18 protein-coding genes are annotated in these 23,144 nt (G+C 37.6%); 8 read left to right on the forward strand and 10 right to left on the reverse strand.

Features of this window, described 5'->3' with window-relative positions; translation table 11 throughout:
• Positions 1–15 precede the first annotated feature (15 nt).
• The 8 genes from K322_RS0103355 to K322_RS20100 all read left to right on the forward strand — a co-directional run bounded on the left by K322_RS0103355 (position 16) and on the right by K322_RS20100 (position 10,602).
• Positions 16–1,200 (forward strand): M24 family metallopeptidase, encoded by a 1,185-nt coding sequence (locus K322_RS0103355; protein WP_026625612.1) that lies wholly within the window; start codon positions 16–18, stop codon positions 1,198–1,200.
• Positions 1,194–2,042, forward strand: coding sequence for a dihydropteroate synthase (folP, locus tag K322_RS0103360; RefSeq protein ID WP_035331240.1), 849 nt, complete (start codon positions 1,194–1,196; stop codon positions 2,040–2,042). Before K322_RS0103355 ends, folP begins: the two co-directional genes overlap by 7 nt.
• 25 nt (positions 2,043–2,067) lie before the next feature.
• Positions 2,068–2,865: a diadenylate cyclase CdaA gene (cdaA, locus tag K322_RS0103365; protein WP_026625614.1), complete on the forward strand. Its 798-nt coding sequence runs from the start codon at positions 2,068–2,070 to the stop codon at positions 2,863–2,865.
• A gap of 122 nt (positions 2,866–2,987) precedes the next feature.
• The gene (locus tag K322_RS0103370; protein WP_026625615.1) at positions 2,988–3,962 is read left to right on the forward strand and encodes a lytic transglycosylase domain-containing protein; all 975 of its coding nucleotides are present in this window, start codon (positions 2,988–2,990) and stop codon (positions 3,960–3,962) included.
• A gap of 96 nt (positions 3,963–4,058) precedes the next feature.
• Positions 4,059–6,893, forward strand: a complete 2,835-nt coding sequence (uvrA, locus tag K322_RS0103375; protein ID WP_026625616.1) for an excinuclease ABC subunit UvrA — start codon at positions 4,059–4,061, stop codon at positions 6,891–6,893.
• Between the two features lie 411 nt (positions 6,894–7,304).
• A complete protein-coding gene (locus tag K322_RS0103380) occupies positions 7,305–9,596 on the forward strand; it encodes an NADP-dependent malic enzyme (protein ID WP_026625617.1) in 2,292 nt (763 codons plus the stop codon).
• Between the two features lie 60 nt (positions 9,597–9,656).
• Positions 9,657–9,998 (forward strand): DUF4878 domain-containing protein, encoded by a 342-nt coding sequence (locus K322_RS0103385; RefSeq protein ID WP_026625618.1) that lies wholly within the window; start codon positions 9,657–9,659, stop codon positions 9,996–9,998.
• Positions 9,967–10,602 (forward strand): YiiX/YebB-like N1pC/P60 family cysteine hydrolase, encoded by a 636-nt coding sequence (locus K322_RS20100; RefSeq protein ID WP_051290609.1) that lies wholly within the window; start codon positions 9,967–9,969, stop codon positions 10,600–10,602. The genes K322_RS0103385 and K322_RS20100 overlap by 32 nt, the downstream gene beginning before the upstream one ends.
• Here K322_RS20100 and dgt read toward each other — a convergent pair.
• The 10 genes from dgt to K322_RS0103445 all read right to left on the reverse strand — a co-directional run bounded on the left by dgt (position 10,588) and on the right by K322_RS0103445 (position 23,013).
• Positions 10,588–11,916: a dGTP triphosphohydrolase gene (dgt, locus tag K322_RS0103395; protein ID WP_026625619.1), complete on the reverse strand. Its 1,329-nt coding sequence runs from the start codon at positions 11,914–11,916 to the stop codon at positions 10,588–10,590. The genes K322_RS20100 and dgt overlap by 15 nt on opposite strands.
• A 124-nt stretch (positions 11,917–12,040) precedes the next feature.
• Positions 12,041–13,243, reverse strand: coding sequence for an FprA family A-type flavoprotein (locus tag K322_RS0103400; RefSeq protein WP_026625620.1), 1,203 nt, complete (start codon positions 13,241–13,243; stop codon positions 12,041–12,043).
• A gap of 105 nt (positions 13,244–13,348) precedes the next feature.
• Positions 13,349–14,407, reverse strand: a complete 1,059-nt coding sequence (locus K322_RS0103405; RefSeq protein WP_026625621.1) for a prolipoprotein diacylglyceryl transferase — start codon at positions 14,405–14,407, stop codon at positions 13,349–13,351.
• 725 nt (positions 14,408–15,132) lie between these two features.
• A complete protein-coding gene (gene uxuA / locus K322_RS0103410; protein ID WP_026625622.1) occupies positions 15,133–16,305 on the reverse strand; it encodes a mannonate dehydratase in 1,173 nt (390 codons plus the stop codon).
• A 166-nt stretch (positions 16,306–16,471) separates the two neighbouring features.
• Positions 16,472–17,287: an SDR family oxidoreductase gene (locus K322_RS0103415; RefSeq protein ID WP_026625623.1), complete on the reverse strand. Its 816-nt coding sequence runs from the start codon at positions 17,285–17,287 to the stop codon at positions 16,472–16,474.
• A 226-nt stretch (positions 17,288–17,513) separates the two neighbouring features.
• Positions 17,514–18,593 carry a LacI family DNA-binding transcriptional regulator gene (locus K322_RS0103420; protein ID WP_026625624.1) on the reverse strand — a complete coding sequence of 360 codons (1,080 nt, stop codon included), beginning with the start codon at positions 18,591–18,593 and terminating at the stop codon, positions 17,514–17,516.
• 466 nt (positions 18,594–19,059) lie between these two features.
• The gene (locus tag K322_RS0103430) at positions 19,060–19,575 is read right to left on the reverse strand and encodes a ParB N-terminal domain-containing protein (protein WP_221406994.1); all 516 of its coding nucleotides are present in this window, start codon (positions 19,573–19,575) and stop codon (positions 19,060–19,062) included.
• 137 nt (positions 19,576–19,712) lie between these two features.
• Positions 19,713–21,017, reverse strand: a complete 1,305-nt coding sequence (locus tag K322_RS0103435) for a DUF3440 domain-containing protein (RefSeq protein WP_026625626.1) — start codon at positions 21,015–21,017, stop codon at positions 19,713–19,715.
• Entirely contained in the window at positions 21,014–21,412 is a 399-nt protein-coding gene (locus K322_RS0103440; protein WP_026625627.1) for a phospholipase D-like domain-containing protein, read from the reverse strand. The genes K322_RS0103435 and K322_RS0103440 overlap by 4 nt, the downstream gene beginning before the upstream one ends.
• A 20-nt stretch (positions 21,413–21,432) precedes the next feature.
• Positions 21,433–23,013, reverse strand: a complete 1,581-nt coding sequence (locus tag K322_RS0103445; RefSeq protein ID WP_026625628.1) for a DEAD/DEAH box helicase family protein — start codon at positions 23,011–23,013, stop codon at positions 21,433–21,435.
• Positions 23,014–23,144 lie beyond the last annotated feature (131 nt).

Here is a 23,144-nt window from a genome sequence, read left to right on the forward strand (position 1 = left end):
AAATATAAAAATACAATGGACTATAATACAGCTTTGTCTGACGACTTGGTTGTCCGTCGCAGACGTTTGCAAAAAGAGATGCAGAAGAGTGGTATTGATGCTTGTATATTGACTACAAGCGTCAATGTCTTTTATATGGTGGGAGGTGTTTATAACGGATATTATTATCTTCCTGCATCAGGTGAGCCCACTCACTTTATTAAAAGGACGATTGATTTTCATCTGGACAATGTTATACATATTCGTAAGCCCGAGCAAATTGTCGAAGAATTACGAAAGGCGCGAATAAATGTTCCGTCTAAAATTTTGCTCGAAGTGGATGCTTTGTCACTTACGGATGCCAACAGATTGATCTCTTCTTTGAATTTAAACCTTCCGGATATTTCTAATGCATCTGTGTTGCTTAGAAAATTACGGTCTGTTAAATCGGAATTTGAATTACAGCAGGTGCGTCTTTGTGCTGCCCGCCATGTGGAAGTTTATGAGCAAATCCCTTCGATATATAAAGAAGGAATGACAGACTTGGATTTACAGTTCGCAATAGAATTTCTCATGCGCAAGCATGGGTCTTTAGGTATTTTCCGCAGCTATGGTGCTAATATGGATATCTATATGGGAAGTTTGCTGGTCGGAGAAAATGCAGAAAGCCCTTCGCCTTTCGATTTTGCTTTAGGAGGAAAAGGCGGTAGTCCTATATTACCATTAGGGGCATGTGGCGAAAAAATAAAACACGGAGATACAATTATGGTAGACATGGCGGGAAACTATTCGCCTTGGATGACGGATATGACTCGTGTTTTTTCTGTCGGAAAAATTTCTGATCTGGCATATAAAGCACATGCGGTATCCGGTGAAATACATCAGCATATAATATCCGTGGCAAAAAACGGAACGGCATGTGCCGATTTGTACAATATGGCTCTTGAAATCGTTTCAAGAAATGGATTAAGTGATTATTTCATGGGTACAAAACAGCAGGCCAAATTTATAGGTCATGGGGTCGGTTTGGAAATAAATGAACCGCCTGTGTTAGCTCCACGTTCAAAAGAACTCTTGCTGACTAATACTGTTTTTGCTTTGGAACCCAAATTTGTGATTCCCGAAGTTGGGGCTGTTGGGTATGAGAACACATATCTGGTAAAAGACGAAGGGTTGGAAAACCTGACTGTTTTTGACGAAAATATTATAGACTTATGCTGAACCGTGCTGTATCAAAAACAATTAATATAAAAGGAGAGTTATTCAATTTATCTCATCCTGTAGTGATGGGTATTCTGAATGTAACTCCCGACTCTTTTTATTCGGGTAGCCGTAAAACTGAAGTATCTGATGCCCTAAAACGAGTGGAGGAGTGTGTTTCGCAAGGTGCCGATATTATAGATATTGGGGCTCAATCGACTCGTCCTACTTCTGAATTTTTGTCGGCGGAAGAGGAAATCAGGCGGCTGAAACCGGTATTGTCGGCAATTAATAAAGAATTTCCGGATGTGATTCTTTCCATAGATACTTTTTATGCCGATGTTGCCCGCTTTTCAGTACAGGAGCATGGCATAGATATTATAAATGATATATCTGGCGGAGAATTGGATTCCCGGATGTTCGAGACTGTTGCAGACCTCAATGTGCCTTATATTTTGATGCATATGAAGGGTACGCCCCAAAATATGCAACAACAGACCGATTACGGCGATCTGCTGGAAGATATCGTTTTATATCTTTCAGAAAAGGTGCGTAGATTACACCTTTTGGGAGTGAACGACATTATACTCGATCCTGGTTTTGGATTTGCTAAAGATGTAAAACAAAACTATGAATTGATGCGTAGTTTGAGCTTCTTCAAAAATTTTGAATTACCTTTGTTAGTAGGCATATCCCGCAAATCGATGATTACCCGATTGTTTGATATTCCTGCATCAGAGGCTCTTAATGGTACAACTGTATTGAATACCTATGCTCTGTTGAACGGTGCGGATATTTTGAGAGTGCATGATGTGAAAGAAGCGGTTGAGGCGGTAAAGATCGTTGCGGCATTAACTGAATAAGGCTGAACCCTAAAAATCTTCTGTTTTGGAAAATTTCGGAATAAAAGACATAATTGACATTCTGCTGGTTGCATCTATTATGTATCAGCTGTATTATCTGGTGAAAAAATCAGGTACCACAACTATATTCAAAGGAATATTCGCTTTTCTGATATTATGGATTGTAGTTACCCATGTATTTCAGATGAGACTGTTAGGTGCTATTCTCAGTCAGTTTGTGAGTATTGGTATGTTTGTTATCATTATTCTGTTTCAGGATGAGATACGGCGTTTCCTAATGTCTCTGGGTTCTAATAACACATTCAGGGTGTTGGCTAAATTCTTTGGCGCAAAAAGCGAAAACAATGTGACCAATACGGTGATAACTCCTATGGTGCTGGCCTGTATGAATATGGCGAAAACTTATACCGGAGCTCTTATTGTAATTGAAGGTGAAATGTCGTTGGGGCATTATGTTCAAACCGGAGAAGTATTGAATGCTGATGTAAGTACACGGCTTATCGAGAATATTTTCTTTAAAAACAGTCCGTTGCATGACGGTGCTATGATCATTTCGAATGAAAAGATAAAAGCTGCGGGATGTATTTTGCCTGTATCGCAAAATCCGAATATACCGAAACAGTTTGGATTGAGACATCGTGCCGGATTGGGTATAAGTCAGGAAACTGATGCCCATGTGATTATTGTTTCAGAGGAACGGGGGCGTATATCTTATATGAGCGGAGGTCATATCCATCCGAATATTACAGCCGAAAAGTTACAGGAGCTGCTTAGTGAACCATTAATAAAAAAGAATGAAAAAACCGATAAAAAGCGTAAATGATATATGTATGCTTATTAAGGTTGCTTCCTGTGAATGAAATAAATGATAAATTTGTAATTATACATGTGCTAACATATAAATAAGGGTCTGCGACCCCGGAATATAAACTAAAGGTGAAGAGTATGAAAAAATATATTGTCTTATCATGTTCGTTTGTTTTAATCTGTTTTATGGGATTCTTTTTCTTGTCAACATCTGAAAAAAGCGTTGAGGAACAGAAAAATCCCAAGGTATTATCAATGACAACCTCGATAGAAATTCCTGATAAAGTAAAATTTGCAGGAGAAGATATACAATTGGAAAGATATGATCTTTACGAACGTTTCGATCGTGAACTGAATAGCTTTGCATATCTTCATTCTACAACAATGTTATTGATAAAAAGAGCAAACCGCTTATTTCCGATAATAGTTCCGATACTCAAAGAAAATGGTATTCCAGAAGATTTTAAGTATCTGGCAGTGATAGAAAGTATGCTTGATACCAGAGCTATATCATCGGCGAAAGCGGCCGGTTTATGGCAATTGATGCCTGCTACCGGTACTCAGTTCGGGTTGGAGGTGACCCCTGAAGTAGACGAGCGTTATTCGGTCGAAAAGGCTACAAGAGCCGCCTGTAAATACTTGAAGAGTGCTTATAATAAATACAATAGCTGGTCTAGCGTAGCTATATCATATAATGCGGGTATGGGACGTGTAAGCGGAGAATTGGAAAAGCAACAGGCAGAGGACGGTGTTGACTTGTGGCTGGTCGAAGAATCTTCTCGTTATTATTTCAGGATGCTCGCAATTAAAACGATTTTCGAAGCTCCTTATAAGTACGGATTTGTAATTACTTCCGATCAATTGTATAAACCATTTAACTTTAAGACTATAGAGGTTTCGGAAAGTATTCCCGATCTGGCATCTTTCGCAAAAGAAAACGGAATTAGTTATGCTCAATTAAAGGATTTCAATTTGTGGTTAAGAGATCGTAAATTAACTATTACAGCAAAAAGTCAGAGTTCATATACTATTCTGATTCCGACACAGGAATCGTTGTATTACAAAAAAGGTGAAAAGATTGAAGTGTATGATAAAAAATGGATTGCCGACTAAAAGACAATCGCAAAAATAAGTAGAAGTAAGTGTTTACTTACAGAATAATAAACAGGTCTGAGACCTTGATCAAAAAAAGTTAGGTTAAAATATAGAATGGACCAGAAGGTTGAAGAAACTGAAAAAATTGAAGTGTACGGAGCTCGTGTACACAATTTGAAAGATATAGATGTAGAAATACCTCGTAATTCGTTGGTGGTGATTACGGGATTGAGCGGAAGCGGAAAGTCTTCTTTGGCATTTGATACTATCTTTGCCGAAGGACAGAGGCGTTATATAGAAACGTTTTCAGCATATGCCCGTAACTTTTTGGGAGGAATGGAGCGTCCTGATGTAGATAAAATAACGGGGTTAAGTCCTGTTATTTCTATTGAACAGAAGACCGTAAACCGTAACCCTCGCTCGACTGTTGGAACTACAACCGAGATATATGACTTTCTTCGTTTGCTGTATGCACGCGCAGGAGATGCTTATTCGTATCTTACCGGAGAGAAAATGGTAAAGTACACCGAACAGCAGATTCTCGATCTGATTCTGACTCGTTATCTGGGTAAAAAGATATATATATTAGCACCTGTTGTACGTAATCGTAAAGGGCATTATAAAGAGTTATTCGAGCAGATACGAAAAAAGGGATACCTTAATGTACGGGTAGACGGCGAAATAAGGGAAATACTTCCCGGTATGAGGGTCGATCGTTACAAAAACCACAGCATAGAAATCCTTGTGGATAAAATGGCTGTTTCCAACAAATTTGCTGATCAGTTGAGAAACAGTGTTAAAGTGGGAATGAAACAAGGTGACGGGCTCATTATGATACAAGATGTCGAAAGTGGTGATGTGCGGCATTACAGCAGCCAGCTGATGTGTCCGAGTACAGGACTTTCGTATGGAGAACCTGCTCCTCATAATTTTTCCTTTAATTCCCCTTATGGTGCTTGTCCTAAATGTAAGGGTTTGGGAGAAGTCAACCAAATCGATATGGATAAGATTGTGCCGAAACCCGAAGTCAGCATTTATTCGGGAGGAATAGCCCCTTTAGGCAAATATAAAAATTCGCTGTTCTTCTGGCAGATAGAAGCCATTTGCCAAAAGTATGATGTGACAATCAAAACCCCTATAAAAGATATTCCGCAGGATGCTCTGGACGAAATTATGTTCGGAACAGACGAAAAACTACAGATTAAAAATGATACTTTAGGTACATCCTCTTATACAGTAGCATTCGAAGGTGTAGCCAAATATATTACCATGCAGCAGGATAGTGATGCCTCTGCAACAGCTCAGAAATGGGCAAACCAATTTATAAAGACATCGCTTTGCCCCGAGTGTAAAGGACAGCGGTTGAATATCGAAGCTCTTAACTACCGCATAAATGACAAAAATATAGCGGAACTGGCAGCAATGGATATTCAGCAGCTATACGATTGGGTTCAGACTATGGATGAACACATTTCTGAGAAACAGCGTCATATAGCAGCAGAGGTTAAGAAAGAAATCTTATCCAGATTATCGTTCCTTCTTGATGTAGGATTGAGCTATCTGTCACTAAACAGGGCTTCGGCTACACTCTCGGGAGGAGAGAGTCAGCGTATACGTCTTGCCACTCAGATAGGTTCTCAGTTGGTTAATGTGTTGTATATTCTAGATGAGCCCAGTATAGGGCTGCATCAGAGAGATAATGTTCGGTTAATCAATTCATTGAAAAAATTACGCGATACAGGCAACTCTGTTGTTGTGGTAGAGCATGATAAAGATATGATGCTCGAAGCCGACTATGTTGTTGATATGGGCCCTTTTGCCGGTAGGAGAGGCGGAGAGATTGTTTTTGCGGGAACCCCAGCCGCAATGCTAAAGGCGAACACCCTTACTTCGGATTATCTGAATGGTCGAAAAGAGATAGAGATTCCAACGGTTAGAAGAGAAAGTAATGGTCATCTCCTTGAATTGAAGGGAGCAACCGGAAATAACTTGAAATCGGTTGATGTTTCAATACCTTTAGGTACTCTTACGTGCATCACGGGGGTATCGGGCAGTGGTAAATCCAGTTTAATAAACGGAACATTATTGCCGATACTAAGTCAGCATTTTTACAGATCGTTAAAAGATCCACTTCCTTACAAATCGATTGATGGAATAGAGCATGTTGATAAAGTAATCAGTGTCGATCAGTCGCCTATCGGCCGTACTCCACGATCCAATCCAGCAACATATACGGGCGTATTTTCTGATATTCGCAATTTATTTGTGAATCTGCCTGAAGCGAAAATCCGAGGTTACAAGCCGGGACGTTTTTCTTTCAATCTGAAGGGCGGACGATGTGAAACTTGTGGTGGAAACGGTTATAAAACTATAGAGATGAATTTTCTGCCCGATGTATTTGTTCCTTGCGAAGATTGTCATGGTAAACGATATAATCGAGAGACTTTGGAAGTACGTTTCAAAGGTAAGTCTATAGCGGATGTTCTCGATATGACAATTAATGCTGCTGTAGAGTTTTTTGAAAATACACCTAACATTCTGCATAAGATAAAAGTCTTGCAGGAAGTAGGGCTCGGCTATATTAAGTTGGGGCAGCCTTCGACCACATTATCCGGAGGAGAGTCACAGCGTATAAAACTGGCTACTGAACTTGCCCGTACTGAGACCGGTAATACCATGTATATTTTGGATGAACCGACAACAGGGCTGCACTTCGAAGATATAAGAGTATTGTTGGGGGTGCTTAATCAGTTGGTAGAGAGAGGTAATACCGTGATTGTTATCGAACACAATCTGGATATTATAAAGTGTGCAGATTATATAATAGATATGGGACCCGAAGGTGGTTCTGGTGGAGGTCAGTTGTTGATACAAGGGAAACCTGAAGAAATTATTACTAAAAATATAGGAATAACGTCAGAGTTTCTAAAAAGTGAGTTAAAAAAGTGAAAAAAGAGAGATTTTCTTGATGAATTAAAAAAACAGTATTAAATTTGCCCGTATAAAAAAAGAGAAAACATTGATATAATAATTAGACTTTAAAATAATTGTTATTCAATTTAAAGATATATAAGAAACACTGAGTTGGTTCCTGATTTTATATCAGACCACAATCAACTCTATTGTGTAGTTTTGTAAAGTTTGTGTTAAGAAGGAGAGTCTGCGAAGTGATTTCGCGGACTTTCTATTTTTTTGATTTTATCTATATTTAAGAGACTGGAAATGGGGTAGGGTGCTCCTATTTTTTCTATCTTCGTACTTAGTAACCGTCAGGAATTTATTCGTTTCCTCAGTTGCATTCGAGCTTTCCAAAATAACAAAAGGTCTGAGACCTTAAAACTCAATTTCAAATAACGGATTATGAGAAAAGTAACAAAAGAAGAGGCTTTGATTTATCATTCGAAAGGTAAACCCGGAAAAATAGAGGTGGTTCCGACCAAACCATACAGTACACAAACAGATCTGGCTCTGGCATATTCTCCCGGAGTAGCTGAACCTTGTCTCGAGATAGAGAAGAATCCCGAAACAGCATACGATTATACAGTTAAAGGCAACTTGGTTGCTGTGATCTCCAATGGTACAGCCGTGTTAGGTTTAGGAGACATTGGTGCTTTAGCCGGAAAACCTGTAATGGAAGGAAAGGGTCTCCTGTTTAAGATTTTTGCCGGAATTGATGTTTTTGATATTGAAGTTGATGAGAAAGATCCTGATAAGTTTATTCAAACCATAAAAGCTATATCTCCCACATTTGGAGGAATAAATCTGGAGGATATAAAAGCTCCTGAATGTTTCGAAATAGAACGCCGCCTGAAAGAGGAACTGGATATTCCTGTTATGCACGACGATCAGCATGGTACAGCAATTATATCGTCAGCAGCTTTGTTAAATGCTTTGTGTATAGTTGGTAAAAATATAGAAGAAGTACAAGTTGTTGTAAATGGTGCAGGGGCTTCAGCTGTAGCTTGTACTAAGTTGTATATGAGCTTGGGGGTAAGGAAAGAAAATGTAGTGATGTGCGATAGTAAAGGTGTTATCTCTACAAAAAGATCAGACCTGAATGAACAGAAAAAGTTTTTTGCGACGGATAAACCCCTTGCGACTCTTGCTGATGCTCTGAAAAATGCTGATGTCTTTTTAGGGCTTTCGGTAAAAGGTGTTGTTACTCCTGATATGCTGAAATCTATGAACAGCAACCCGATTGTATTTGCTTTGGCTAACCCCGATCCCGAAATCAGTTATGAGGATGCAATGCAGGCTCGTGAAGATGTTATTTTTGCAACCGGACGTTCCGATTATCCCAATCAGGTGAATAATGTACTAGGTTTTCCTTATATATTCAGAGGTGCTTTAGATGTAAGAGCTAAAGGTATTAATGAAGAAATGAAACTGGCCGCTGTACGTGCGCTCGCTGATCTGGCGAAAGAGCCGGTATTGGATGTCGTGAATGCAGCTTATGGCTTACAACGGACAACTTTCGGGCGGGACTATATTATACCAAAACCTCTTGATCCGAGATTGCTGACAAGTGTTTCTATGGCTGTGGCTAAGGCTGCGATAGATTCCGGAGTGGCTCGCAGACCTATAACCGATTGGGCTGTTTATGAAAATCGGTTGACAGAGATGATGGGTTACAGTAATAAGATGGTACGGCAACTTACATCTTTGGCTAAGAAGCATGTAAAACGTATTGTTTTTTGCGAGGGCAACCATATCAACATGATAAAATCGGCAGTTATTTGTGCTCATGACGGAATTTGTCATCCAATATTGATCGGTAACCCCGAACGTATTCTGAATATAGCAAAAGAACATGATCTGAATCTGGAGGGTATTGAAATTGTGAACCACAGAGCGATAAGTGAAGATAAGAGACGAGAGGATTATGCTGCTATATTGTCTCATAAGCGCGAAAGACAGGGTGTTACTCATCTCGAAGCATTTGAGAAGATGAATGATCGTAACTATTTTGGAATGATGATGGTAGAAACCGGGGATGCAGATTCTCTTATAACCGGAGTTTACAGTCATTATCAGGATTTTGCTCAGAAAGCAATTGAAGTAATTGGTTTACGTCCTGGAACAAAACACTTTGGAGCCATGCACATTGTGCAAACAAAAAAGGGGACTTTCTTTCTGGCAGATACTCTCATTAATAGATGGCCGGATACAGATGCATTGATTGATATTGCTAAATTAACCAATTATGCAGTGAAGTTTTTTAATCACGATCCTGTCATGGCAATGCTGTCTTTCTCTAATTTTGGTGCAGATAACAATGGAAGCCCCCAGAGTATTGCGGATGCTGTTCGTTATATACATGCAAATCATCCCGAAATTGCGATTGATGGAGAAATGCAAGTGAATTTTGCTCTAAGAAAAGAACTTAGAGACGAGATGTTCCCATTCAATAAGATAAAAGGCAAAGATGTGAATACTCTCATTTTTCCGAATTTGAGTTCTGCTAATATAATAAGCCGTTTGTTAGTTGATCTGGGAATTTCCGGAGAAACAATAGGCCCTATTCAAATGGGGTTGAACAAACCGTTGCATTTTACCGATATTGAGAGCTCTGTGCGTGATATTGTAAACTTGGCTACGGTTGCGGCTGTGGATGCTATTGTCTATGAAAGTAAAATGAAAAAGCAGCAATGATAATAGTAAGTATTATCTTTGTCGCTTTAATCGGAGAAATTACTCTTTAATAACTATAAAATGAAAAAACTATTTATTCTATTATTACCGTTTGTATTTGTGGCATGTAGTAAAGGGCCTGAAAGTGCAGCCAAAGGATTTACTGAAGGAATGGCTAAAGGAGACTTTACTGAAGCTAAGAAATATACGACACCTCAGACCGGAGCATTACTAGATATGGTTAGCAGTATGGGAGGAGCCGATAAAATGCCGACAACTCCTGATTACAAGTTCGAAATGGTAAAAGACTCTATCGAAGGAGACAGCATCGCCTGGGTTACTTATAAAACACCTAAAGGTGATGAAGATGTCCTAAACTTAGTGAAACAAGATGGTGAGTGGAAAGTATCGATGGGTAAATAACCTGTTTGTTGTACTTTTTTTAATCTGTATATCGAGCTGCACTTCTTCTCCAACTCAAAAAAACGGAGTTGAAGAACGTAAGGTGTTACTGCTCGAAAACGGAGATATAATATACCGGCATGGAAATGGTTTCTTCTCGGGGTATTTCAAGAATACATCTCAGAAAGAACAGCTATATTCTCATGCCGGTATAGTTTCTGTTTCCGGTGATAGTATATTTGTCATTCATTCTGAGGCTAGTGAATTCACCGGTATAGGCGGGGTGAAAAAGGAAAGTTTACAGTTCTTTCTGAAAGATATTACTACTTGGGGTGTATATCGCCTCGATACAATTAAAGAGGTCAGAGACAGTATTGTTATTACAGCACTAAAATATTTGTCAGATAACAGACAGTTTGACTTTGATTTCAATAGTGATGATGATTCTAAAATCTACTGTACGGAATTAATCGCCTTGTCTATAAATAAGGTTATGCACAGAAATCTTATTGAAGCGAATGGACATTTGGGGAAGAAAGTCTATTTTGCTGTAGATGATACTTATATGATTCCTCAAATGAGGAATATTATCCAGCATCACGAAGATAATTTAAACAGCAGGTAAACTCATGCCTGTTATTTTTCGGTATAAATCCAGCGCATAAACATCAGTCATACCCGAAATATAGTCTAGTATAGCGAGTGTTTTGATATATAGTGATTTATCGTGAACCTCATATTGTTCGGGAACACGTCTGAGGAGTAATTGAGAATATGCCTTATCCGGATTCAGGATAGCATCCATCAGAGCGTCTAAAAGTATTCCTATGATGCGATGTCCGGCAAGTTCTATATCCAAAACATCCTTAGCCCGGTATATATATTTGATGCTGTATTCTGTGCAGGTTTTATAAGCCGTAGAGGGTAAATCTGAAATATACTTGATTAAAGAACCGCTAAAACGACCTTCCAATATTGCTTCTTCATTGTTGATAAAGACCTGTGCACATTCGTTAACAAGTAGTCCTATGACATTTGATCTTAGGTATGCCAATTGCTCATTTACATCATTTACGTGCTCCATAACCTTCTTCATCTTCTCCTGTTTTTCAGAAGGGAAGAAGTTCATGAATAGTTCAATGGTTTTTTCGGTTGTAAGTATATGCAGTTTATGAGCATCCTCTATATCCATGATTTTATAGCAGATATCATCGGCGGCTTCGACCAGATATACCAATGGATAACGAGCCAGTTTCAGCGGCTGTTCCTGCAAAATCGGAATTCCCAATTCTTTGGCAATCTGTTTTACTGCATTTTCTTCAGACTGGAAGAAGCCGAATTTACCTTTGTTATGAGCTAATTCCGATGAGAACGGATATTTGATGATGGATGCCAGCATGGAGTACGTCATAGCAAAGCCTCCTTTTCGCCTGCCTACAAACTGATGAATCAGTAACCGTATGGAATTGGCGTTACCATCGAAGTTTGTAAAATCTTCCCAACGTCCTTCTTCTTTGATTATATCATGATATAAAGGACGTCCTTTTCCTTCAGAGAAATACGTCGCAATGGCTTTTTCTCCGGAATGACCAAATGGAGGATTACCTAAATCATGAGCAAGACATGCTGCGGCAACGATGGATCCTAATTCGTCAAAAGCAGCATCCGATTCGGGATACTTTTTGTTGAGTGCTTTGGATACGATTAAACTGATTGATCGTCCGACAGTCGAAACCTCGAGACTATGTGTGAGTCTATTGTGTACAAATACACTTCCCGGAAGGGGAAATACCTGAGTTTTATTTTGTAGTCGTCTGAATGGAGATGAAAAGATAAGCCTGTCATAATCTCTCTGAAAATCAGAACGATCGTGCTGCCTGTCGTCATGGTATTCTTCCATGCCGAATCTCTTTGAAGATAATAGTTTATGCCACTCCATATTTTAGACTGTCTGTTTTGTATATCAAAGATAATCTTTATAATACAGAAAAGATTCAGTTCTTTCAGAAAATAAGGTCAAAGAATATCGCTTTGACCTTATCATATATAACTGATTTATCTCTTTATCTGTCTTGTTTCAGTCTGTCTGCCATTGCTTTACCGAGCTTGATACAGCCTTCATATGTTGGAATATTCATGGCTTGTTTCATTTCAACCGGTTCGCCTATAATTTCGAAATTCGTTGTTTCCGCAAATTTAGCAATGCGTTTAACTGCTGCTCCTGCCCACGTAAATGAACCAAAATAAGAAAGGTAACGGTTTTTCATATCCCGTTCTTCTATCTTTTCCAGTATAGCACTTATTTCCGGGAACAGGCGGTTGTTGTATGTAGGTGATCCGATAATTAAACCCTTGTATTTGAATATATCACGGATGATATAAGAATGAGCGCGCTTGGATGCATTATGCATTACAATCTCTTTAATGCCTTGCTGAGCAAGTTCGTGAGCTATTGTTTCGGCCATCTGCTCTGTATTTCCGTACATACTGCCATATACAATAACAACACCTTCGTCTCCTTCGTATTTACTTAGTTTGTCATAAATAGAAATAACCTTTTGTATTTGCTCCGGCATTGTCCATACAGGACCGTGTGTAGAACAGATGTAATCTATTTGCAAACCACTCAGTTTTTCAAGGGCTTTCTGAACGGGAGATCCGAATTTACCAACAACATTTGAATAGTAGCGAATCATTTCATCATAATAGCGTTCAGCATGTAATTGTTGGTCAACAACGCCTCCGTCTAATGTACCGAAAGTACCGAAAGCATCCCCCGAAAAGATGATCTTATCAGTCGAGTCGTAAGTCATCATGGTTTCAGGCCAGTGAACCATCGGAGTAAGGTAAAATACCAGATTATGTTTGCCTAAAGCAAGTTCTTCTTTGTCGGCTATGATTTTAATACCTTCTGTAATACCGTAAAATCCGGTAATCATATCGGCTGTTCTTTTATTGCCGACAATCTCTACATTCGGATATTTAGATCTGAGTAAGCCTAACGATCCCGAATGGTCGGGTTCCATATGGTTTATAATCAGATAATCTAAAGCTCTCCCGTTCAGTGCAGATTCTAATTTCTGAAAAAATACATCAGAATAACAGATATCCACAGTATCAAACAGAGCGGTCTTTTCATCTACTATTAAGTATGAATTGTAAGATACTCCTTTAGGAAGAGGCCATAGGTTTTCAAATAATGCTTTTGTCCTGTCATTTACACCAATATAGTAAAGATCTTCTTTTATTTGAATAGGTTTTAACATAATACTGTTATATGTAAAAGTAAGAATTTATAATGTATTCTAAAGTTATAGCGATCAAATTGTATATGAATTTACCATAGCGGTAAACGGATCTGAGATCCGGTGTTATTTTTGAGTGCTTTGTTTATTCGTCTTCAAAGAGTTGTATATGAGGCATACTCCCCAGATTATAAACGGTAAGCTAAGCAGCTGTCCCATATTCATCCCGATTGTATCTCTCATTTGTATTTCGAAAGGTTCTTGTACATATTTAATGTATTCGATCAGGAAACGCGAAAAGAAAATTCCTATCAGGGAAATGCCTAGTATCAGCCCTCGTTTTTCTTTGGCATTGGTTTTATAAAACAAGTACATAGTGGCTCCGAATATAATAAGATAGATAAGGGCTTCGTAGAGTTGGGTCGGATGACAAGGTAATTCTCCTGCTCCTCCCATCTCCAGAGGTAAATGCCAATTTCTATCCCTTACGAAATTGAATCCCCATGGCATAGAGGTTGGTCCACCGTAAATTTCCGAATTCATAAGATTACCGATACGTATAAAAGCTGCCCCGATAGCAACACCTACGACTAAGCGATCCAAAACACTTATAGTCATTTCGCGGGTGAGGTATACCATATACACACATAATCCGAGAAGTAGTCCTAAGAATGCGCCTATTGTACTATATCCGCCATCCCATAACATAAATATCTTCAGTGGATTTTGCAGATACACTTCAGGTGCATCGAAGAAACAATAACCCAATCGGACACCTAATAAAAGACCTATAAGACCAAAAATTGAAAACTGCTTCCAGTTGATCTTTTGTCTACTAATAGACTGTGCGTAAAAGCAAACGGCCAAAGTCATTCCGATAGCTCCTCCGTGGCTGGCAAGTCCGCCTTCCCATATTTTAAATAACTCCAAAGGATGAGACAGGTAGTGTACTGGGTCGTAAAATAAACAATGTCCGAGACGAGCCCCGACAATAAGTCCGATAACTACGTATAAGAACAGCCGGTCGAATAATTTTTCCGGTTGTTTTTCATACTCATACATTTTTCGGATGAAATACGATGTACAGAGAATACCTACAGCCCAGCAAAGGCCATACCAACGGATTTCTCGGCCAAATAGATTCACTAGTTCAGGATTAACATCCCAATTGACAAATGCAAGCATATTTTCTTTTCAGTTAATCATTACTACTATTGTTACTCAAATACCAGTGTCGTTTTAAGGGTTGAATCCATCAATAGCTAAAGTTGATTGTTGAAACCTATTCGACCTATTATCAAAAAGCCCTCAATGTTAGGCAAAGATAGCAAAATTATGTAGAATCATTCTGATTAAGAATGATAAATATAGCATTATTGTATTATCCGAAAAGCAGAATAGATTATAAAATAATCAGTAGGTTATGGCTGGAGGGGAACAAAAGGTTACAATCAGAAATGGGAAATGAATTTCGATGGTTCTCCTTGTAATTTGTTTTTTATTAAATGTTTATAGGATATTTTCTTTTGAAAAGGTAACAAAGGTCACATCTTTTATGTTCACTCTTCGAATGGTACTTTTACCTGTTAGATAAGATAGCCTGCTATGTTTTTATTTCTGGCGTATAATTTACGCCTCTACAAAAAGATTCCGAAAAAGGTTACAAAGGTTACAGTGAAATTGCATTTTTTCGGATAATACCTTTTTTTTAAAATTTTCCAGCTATTTAAAGATCGTTTTTCTATAGATAAAATAGAAAGAAAAATATCCGCTTAAATAACAACAAAAGCAATCATATAAAGATTGCTTTTGTTGTTATTTAGATAAATGAAAGTATTTAATGATATATTTTCAAGTTATAATAAGTTTAGGATACTATACTTGTCAAAGCCATAAATAACTCTGAGACCTTATTTATACAAACTATTGGCTATACCTAACTCAAGCCCTCTCAGTTCGGCAAGTCCGCGTAAGCGTCCGATGCACGAGTATCCGGGATTTGTTTTTTTGTTTAGATCATCTATCATTTGATGACCATGATCAGGCCGGAATGGGATCGAAATATGTCTTTTTTGCTGAATCTCAAGAAAGCCTTTCATTACATTGTACATATCAACATTTCCTTCGAGATGATTGGCTTCATAAAAGTTACCTTCTTCATCCCTTTGTGTCGATCTAAGATGTACAAAATTGATGCGGTCTCCGAACTGTAATATCATTTTAGGCAGATCGTTATCAGCTCTTACTCCGAATGATCCCGTACAAAAACATAGACCGTTTGAATCATTGGGTACTGCCTGAACTAATTTGAAAAAATCGCTGGCTGTACTGAGTATGCGTGGCAGTCCTAGTATCGCAAACGGAGGGTCATCAGGATGGATGGCAAGTTTAGCGTTTACTTCATCAGCAACAGGTGCTATTTCGCTAAGGAAGTATATAAGGTTGGAGCGAAGCTTTTCAGCATCTATACCGTTGTATCTGTCCAACTGTCTCTGGAATTCTTCAAGGGTAAAGCTTTCTTCCGCTCCGGGTAATCCTGCTATCATATTACGAACAAGCAGATCCTTTTCGGCTTCGTCCATATTTTCAAATCTAGCTTTCGCCTTAGCTATGTCCTCCTGCGAATAATCTTTTTCGGCATTTGGTCGTTTAAGGATAAATAAGTCGAAAGCTAGAAAAGCTGCTCTTTCGAATCGTAAAGCTTTCGAACCATCCGGCATGGTATACGCCAGATCGGTACGAGTCCAATCCAACACCGGCATGAAGTTATAGGTTATAATCATTATACCGCATCGAGCCAGATTGCGGATACTTTGCTTGTAATTTTCGATGAACTCTTTGTAGTTTCCTTCTTGTGTTTTAATATATTCATGTACAGGAATACTTTCGACAACCGACCATGTAAGTCCGGCTGCTTCTATTTCAACTTTTCTCTTTTGAATTTCTTCAATAGTCCATACTTCTCCGTTTTTTATATGATGCAGGGCGGTAACAATACCTGTTGCTCCTGCTTGTTTTATATCAAGCAGGCTTACCGGATCGTTAGGCCCGTACCATCTCCATGTTTGTTCGCTTAGTATCATGATTTATTGTTTATTATAGATAAGTTACAGAGCGTATTTAAAGACATGTTCTGAAGCAATACTCTGCTCCTGCTGTTATGCTTACAAAGTCAATAAACAGGTCTGAGACCTTAAAAGTGTTTAGTGATTACAGTGTTTATATTAGTCAATTGTTGATAATACAAGTTTAGATAGAGAATGAATCGAATCCTCCGTCAACAACAACAATGGATCCGTTGACGAATGTTGAAGCCTCACTAACCAAATAATGAATAGATCCTAGCAGTTCGTTAGCTTCACCGAAGCGCTTGAATGGAGTATGGGCTACAACCGATTTTGCACGGTCGGTATAAGATCCATCGGGATTTAGCATCAGATTTTTGTTTTGTTCTGTAATAAAGAATCCCGGAGCTACTGCATTTACCCTGAATTTGTCTCCAAACTTCAGAGAAAGTTCGCCTGCCATATATTTAGTGAAATTTGCTACTGCTGATTTGGCTACGCCATATCCCATAACCCTTGTCAGAGGTCGGAATGAAGACATTGAGGCTATGTTGATAATATTGCCTTTGCCTTGTTTAACCATTGCTTTGGCAAATACCAGAGTAGGGATTACTGTTCCGAAAAGATTGAGATCGACAACTTTACGGAAATCATTGATATCTATATCGAAGATTGTTTTATCGGGAGGAATTGTTGCTCCTGGCATATTACCTCCGGCTGCATTGATCAGTACATCTACCTTGTTGTATTTTTTGATTATCTGTTCTTTGCAGCATTCAAGGTTTGCCTGATCCATGACATCCGATTTGAAAAATGTAACGTCATATCCTTTTTCTCTGATGTTTTTAGCTAATGCTTCACCTTTGTCCAGAGAGCGTCCCAGTATTGCTACTTTGGCTCCGTTCGATGCCAGGTATTCAGCCATGCTGGATCCTAATACACCATATCCTCCGGTGATAACTACTACTTTTCCTTTGATGTCAAATAAATTGTTTTCCATTTGTAGAGAGCTTTTATTGTATGATTTGATATTCTATGCAATAGACTTATTAAGTCTTTAACTTGGTAAGTAAAATAAAGGAAGCTTGTTTCTATCATAGAAGACGTTCTGATATTTACCTTATAAGTAAATGAAAGTATCTAATGATATATTTTTAGTTTATAACAGCCTCAGATCATTACACTTGCCAAAGCTATAAATAGGTATGTGACCTTAATTATAATACTTATAGTCTGAAATTATTATAATAATCTATATTCTCTTTTACTAATATATCAAGGGGCATATAGTTTAATTTTTCGGGATACTGTTTGAATAATAAATAATTGCTTAAAGCTTTGATGCCGTCATAGCCTTGCAAACCTGGTCGTTGAGCAATAAGAAATGAGACAAGATTCTCTTTTAAAGCATTCATGTTTTTTTCAATAGAGTCATATCCAAGCAGTATGATCTTGTTTTGAGGGTCACTCAGCTTCTTACAAAGAAATGCAAGTTCATATATTCTAGAGTTGAAGACTATGCCTCCTACCGAAGATGCAGAGCTCTGTGATATTTCTTTTATTATTCTTATTGCCTTTATATAATCTTCCGGATCTATTTCTATATGATGGAATGTACCTGAAAATTGGATTTTCTTTAAATAATCCATAAATCCCTGTTCTCTCCCCTGCATTTGAGTGGATGTGCCTTTATCCGTATTTTTTATATGGGCGATAATTATATCAGCATTATTGCCTATTTCTTTCACCATCAATTTGGCTGCAATGGATCCACTGATAAAAGAGTCTGCCCCGAAATAAGCGAGATTATTCTGCCCCGGTATATTGGAATCTATAAAAACATATGGTATTTCTTTTTCATCGAGTGATTTCGCTAAATCCGTTACTTTGTCTCCAAATAATGTAGCTATAAGTATTCCGTCGTATCCTTTCCCCATCATATCTTTCGTTATTTCCATGAAAGATTTGGTGTCCTGCTGATCGAAGAGCAGGTATTCAACTGATACATTAAAACTTTTTAATTCGGAAATGGCAAGGTTTATACCGCCATATACCTGTTCCCAGTAATCTCCACTGGTATACTTAGGTATAATTACACAGAGATTGTATACCTTTTTAGAAGCGAGAAAGCGAGCGACCATATTGGGTTCATAATTGATCTCTTTAAGAACCTTCTCTATTTTTTCTCTCTTTTCTTCCGAAACGTAGCCTCTTTTATGTAATACTCTGTCGACCGTACCGGCTGATACACCGGCAAGCTTTGCTATATCAACAATTCGTATATTTCCTTTTTGATCTTTTTCCATAAAATTATTTAACCAGTTATGTGTACGCACACATAAGAAGGGCAAATATATGTATTATATATAATAAAAGAAGGTAATTTCCCTGAGAATATTTATTACAAATATATTATTTATTTTCGAAAAGAGACCTTTATACTGTAAAATCATAAATAATGATCATCTTAAAAACAAACACTTAGGAGAACTGGCTTTGATTTTAAAGCATTAACTCTTCTAAAATAGAAAGTCAAATAAAATTAAAGAAAGATGTTGAATAGTAGGTGATTATATTTAAATGATATTGTTTCTATAATTTCCTGTTTTTCGTTGTTGAACTCATCTTTTATGTTTTCTGTGATGAGTTTCTTAAACTGTATCTCATCAAAAAAAGCTAAAGTTTTGAGACTAGGCTCGATGTTCACTGACTTTATTTTGATATCAAAATCAGATGTTTTTGAGAATCATCAAAACTCTAATCATAATATTATTATTTATCGTTAATATTTCTTATTGAGAATTCCCTTGATTTAAACAATTCTGCAATTCCTGTGAGTTGTTTCAAGCGTAGGATCTCATCTATATCCATGCCTATATGCTTGGAAATCCAGACTGCTGATTTTCCTGAAGTAATTAATTCCCGTACAATTTCTGACATTAGCGTTATATCATGAGTCCCTCTTGCCCTATTATGGCGTATTGTTGATGCCATCCTTTGACTTAATTCCCGTTTAGATTCGCGTATATAAGTAACCGGAAGCCGGCCGAGTGTACTCCCGCTTATTTTCTTTGAACTCTGTTCCGCCTTTCTGCGGTGAAATCCGTCCACAATACGGATTGTTCCTTTTTCGGGACTGCCGACAATAGGCATTGTATAACCGTCTTCTTCTATAGAGGTAATTAATAAGTTCATTTCAGGAGGGGCTACACTATTGGGATTGTAATCATTCCCTTCCACATCTTCTGATTTTTCCCAAGCGACAAAATCTACAGGGTGATGCTTCATCGGACTAATTTCATGTAGCATAGACCTGACATAATTTAAAGTATCGATTTTGTCATTCACATTCTCAATTCTCTCAATATACTGACAAATATTTTCTACTGTCTGTAAAAAAGCTTCTTTAGGATAGTTCTGATGGTTCATAATATTTCCTGGTATTTCCTGATTAATTCCTGTTGTTTCAGTATCTGCTTTTTAGTCAAAGAAAATGACAGAGTTCTGCATGTAATATCATTTTTAAGAATGGCCATACACATCCGTCTCCAGGAAAGGAAATCTGTTTTATTATCCAGCCCGGGCAATACGTCGGGTATCGTTTTGAAACGAACGACATCCTTATCTCCTTTTCCTCGCTTACTGTATTTATGGGTATTAATAATCATGTCTGGATCAAGTTCAAGAATATCTTCATCGCTAACAGGGGAACCTACTTGGTTCCAGTAACGAATAAACTTTATAAACTTGACTGTATATATTTTTCTTGTTTCATCAGGAAGTGTTTTTAACAGAAACTTACAATAACTCTTCCATGTATGTCCTTGGGGGAGTTTTATTTTCCCCATGCCCAATGCTTTGGTTCCGCAGTAGATATTTCCAAAATTAGCACCACTGACCCGATCGACTACCTTTACCCATGTTTCCGGTTCGAGTTCTTTGAAAAGATTTAACCCAGCCTTTTGTTCGTCACCATAGGGTTCGCAAATCCGCATTTTAGATAAAGGAACTCCAGCCTTATAGAACAAATCATAGATAGTGTTATATAGCTTACGGAATTTACCATTATAAGTCCATATATCTTCTGTGCGCCAATCGCTTATAGGATAAAAATTATAAGTTGTATTTGTTATTCTGGTCGAATACCTTTGGCTTTTATAAGATACTTTATCTCTTCTGGATATGGCATGATAACGATTCAGGCTTTCGTCGGCACGTATGCCTATCAGGCAGGCGGTTCTTTTGCTTCCATGCTTATGAGCATACCAATCCCCAAAATGCAAAGCAAATTCTTCAAAAGTCATATTCTCTTTGTAAAAATCGAAGGAATGGTTATTACTGTTAATTATAAAATTATGTTCGGGCATCGGACGTACCCATTTAGCTTTTTTGTCTGGATCCCAAAAGATCCAGAAAGGTTCATACATAGAAACTGCATTCGTTGTTATCATAGGAAGGCATACCCAATAAGGCTCTATTAAATCAAGGTTGCCGAGAAACATCCGTTCGATAAATTCGACAGTCCTTTTATATGAGGCCTCCACGTCCATATATAATACTCCGACTTTCCGCTTTATATCATGCTTGCGCATATAGTCCAGAACTATATTCAGCATTACACCACTATCCTTACCTCCGGAAAAAGCCAGGTATATATTTTCAAATTCAGAAAAGATATATTCGATACGATCCAGAGTTATCTCATATACATTTTTCGTATATTCTTTCATATAACCTTAGCCATTTTAAAATATTTAGTTCCTTCTTTTTCCATAGAGAATCCCATTTCTTCGAGAAGTCCCATATCAGAGTTGTCTGCTACAAAGGTGATGAGTGTTCCCTTTTCAATATCATTAAAAACCCGTTCTAAGAGCTGCTTTAATACATCCTTGTCCTGCCATGTAAAATCATTGCATAAACGGTTATTCACAATAGAAATAAAACCGGTTACCATATTCTTTCCCTTAATGGAAATATACCAAAGATGGTCTTCCGTGTTCTTGAAAGGATAACCGCCATTTAAGCGAATAACTTCCGGATTCATAACAAATGGCGCGATTAATTCATATAAACGGTGATCTGTACCCCAGATTTTTTCTATTCTTGTATCCCCATTCCTATCCATCGTATCATATTTTTTTGTATCTATAGATCTTCAACAAATTCTTTCAGCATCTGGCGATTTGCGAATAACCGGTTGATTTGATTAACCAGTTTTTCTTTCCTTGCCAGATTCTCTATGATGTTTTTGTCAATTCCACTATTCGTTATAAAACGTTTAATCGAGGTGTTACGGGATATTCCGTTATCCCTGATATAAGACAATTCTCTTTTGTAACCTTTGTATTTAAAGGAAAGTGAAAAGAATATGATTTCACAAGGTTTATTAATTCCTCTCAAACAAAGCTCCCTGACATTCAATGTTGAAATAAGATATTTTTTATTATTTCGAATGAATTGCATTTTCTCAGCTGCTCTTTCCTTTTTGTTTTTACCACAAAAAACAGCACATTGTTTTCGTCCCCAGAAGTTGATTAATAAATCAATCTCAAAAAGATATTTACAAAAGACAACAACCTGGGATTTATATGATGTGAATTTTTCAAAAAGCGATAATTTATTTGTCACATAATTACCGCCCTTTAATTTAGTGGGAATATAACCACATACAATCCGTTCCATTTCACCCATTATTCGAAAAATATCATATAATCTGATTTCATATCTTTCGATAAGTGTTAATAATTCGTTTTTTTTCTTTTTATATAGCTCCTTTTGTATAGCGGTTAACTCACATATATATGTTTTGATTATCAGGTCTGTCTCTATATTTTCTTCTTCCTGCATAGAGTACGTATAAGGTTCAGCCAGACTGGTCAGGTAAGCCAGGTTCTTATATCCCAGTATTTGACTTCCGCCTATTCCTCCATAGATTATGTGCTTTTTAGAAAAATCCTCCCAATGATAATAACCGAGTATATCTTTATTGAGAATACGATACTGCATATAAATATCATGGATATTATTTAAAATCAGAGAATCCGTCATCATTAATTTATAATTACACTTGTCTGCTATTTCCATCATCCGCAATGAGCGTACAGCTTCAGGTGATTTGAATAGGTGGCAGTCATCAATAATAATCATTGTCTGTGAATCAACAGATTCAAGTAGTGCCTCATGGGTAATGATATCAAAACTCAAACTTTCTACTGATACCAGAAAGACGGGAAGCTTAATATCAGGCCATTGGGTATTCAGATCCTTCTCAAGATCGGGAATTCGAGCATTAGACAAGAAGATGTATAACTTTTTAATCCTTTTATTCCTATAACGTATCAAAGCCAGAGTGATCGACAAGAACCATTTGTCCATCCAGTTTCCGGATAACAATATCGATACTTTCATCTTGCACAGGAACCGAAGTGCACCAGCCAGGTGAGGTGTTATATTTCTCAAAATAGGAAAAAGATTGTCTTTGAGCCTAATTGCTAAAGGGATATTTCGGTATATCAATTCACAATTGAATATAATTTCATGAAACTGATCCTCGATCATTGATCTGATACGATCGGTTTCCTGCCTGCACCACATAGCCGTATAATCATTTGAAGAGACGTTAACATTTAGCCTTAGGCTGTCATTGACAACTTCAAAATAAAGCTTTGTTCTTACTTTAAAAGGAGCATAGTTAAGTAAAAGGGGTACATATACTCGGCAACCCATATAAGCGTTATGATAAAGTTTGGCCCCTCTTATTCTGCTTAGCAACTCTATGAGAATCGGTGGTACTATCATTGATTTTATCTTGTGTTCTGTGTTCTGGTAGACAATCAAATTTACAGAATTTTTTATTT

It is taken from the genome of Indolivaga capnocytophagoides DSM 22835 (genome assembly GCF_000426485.1).
GTDB classification, from domain to species: Bacteria; Bacteroidota; Bacteroidia; order Bacteroidales; family Dysgonomonadaceae; genus Dysgonomonas_A; species Dysgonomonas_A capnocytophagoides.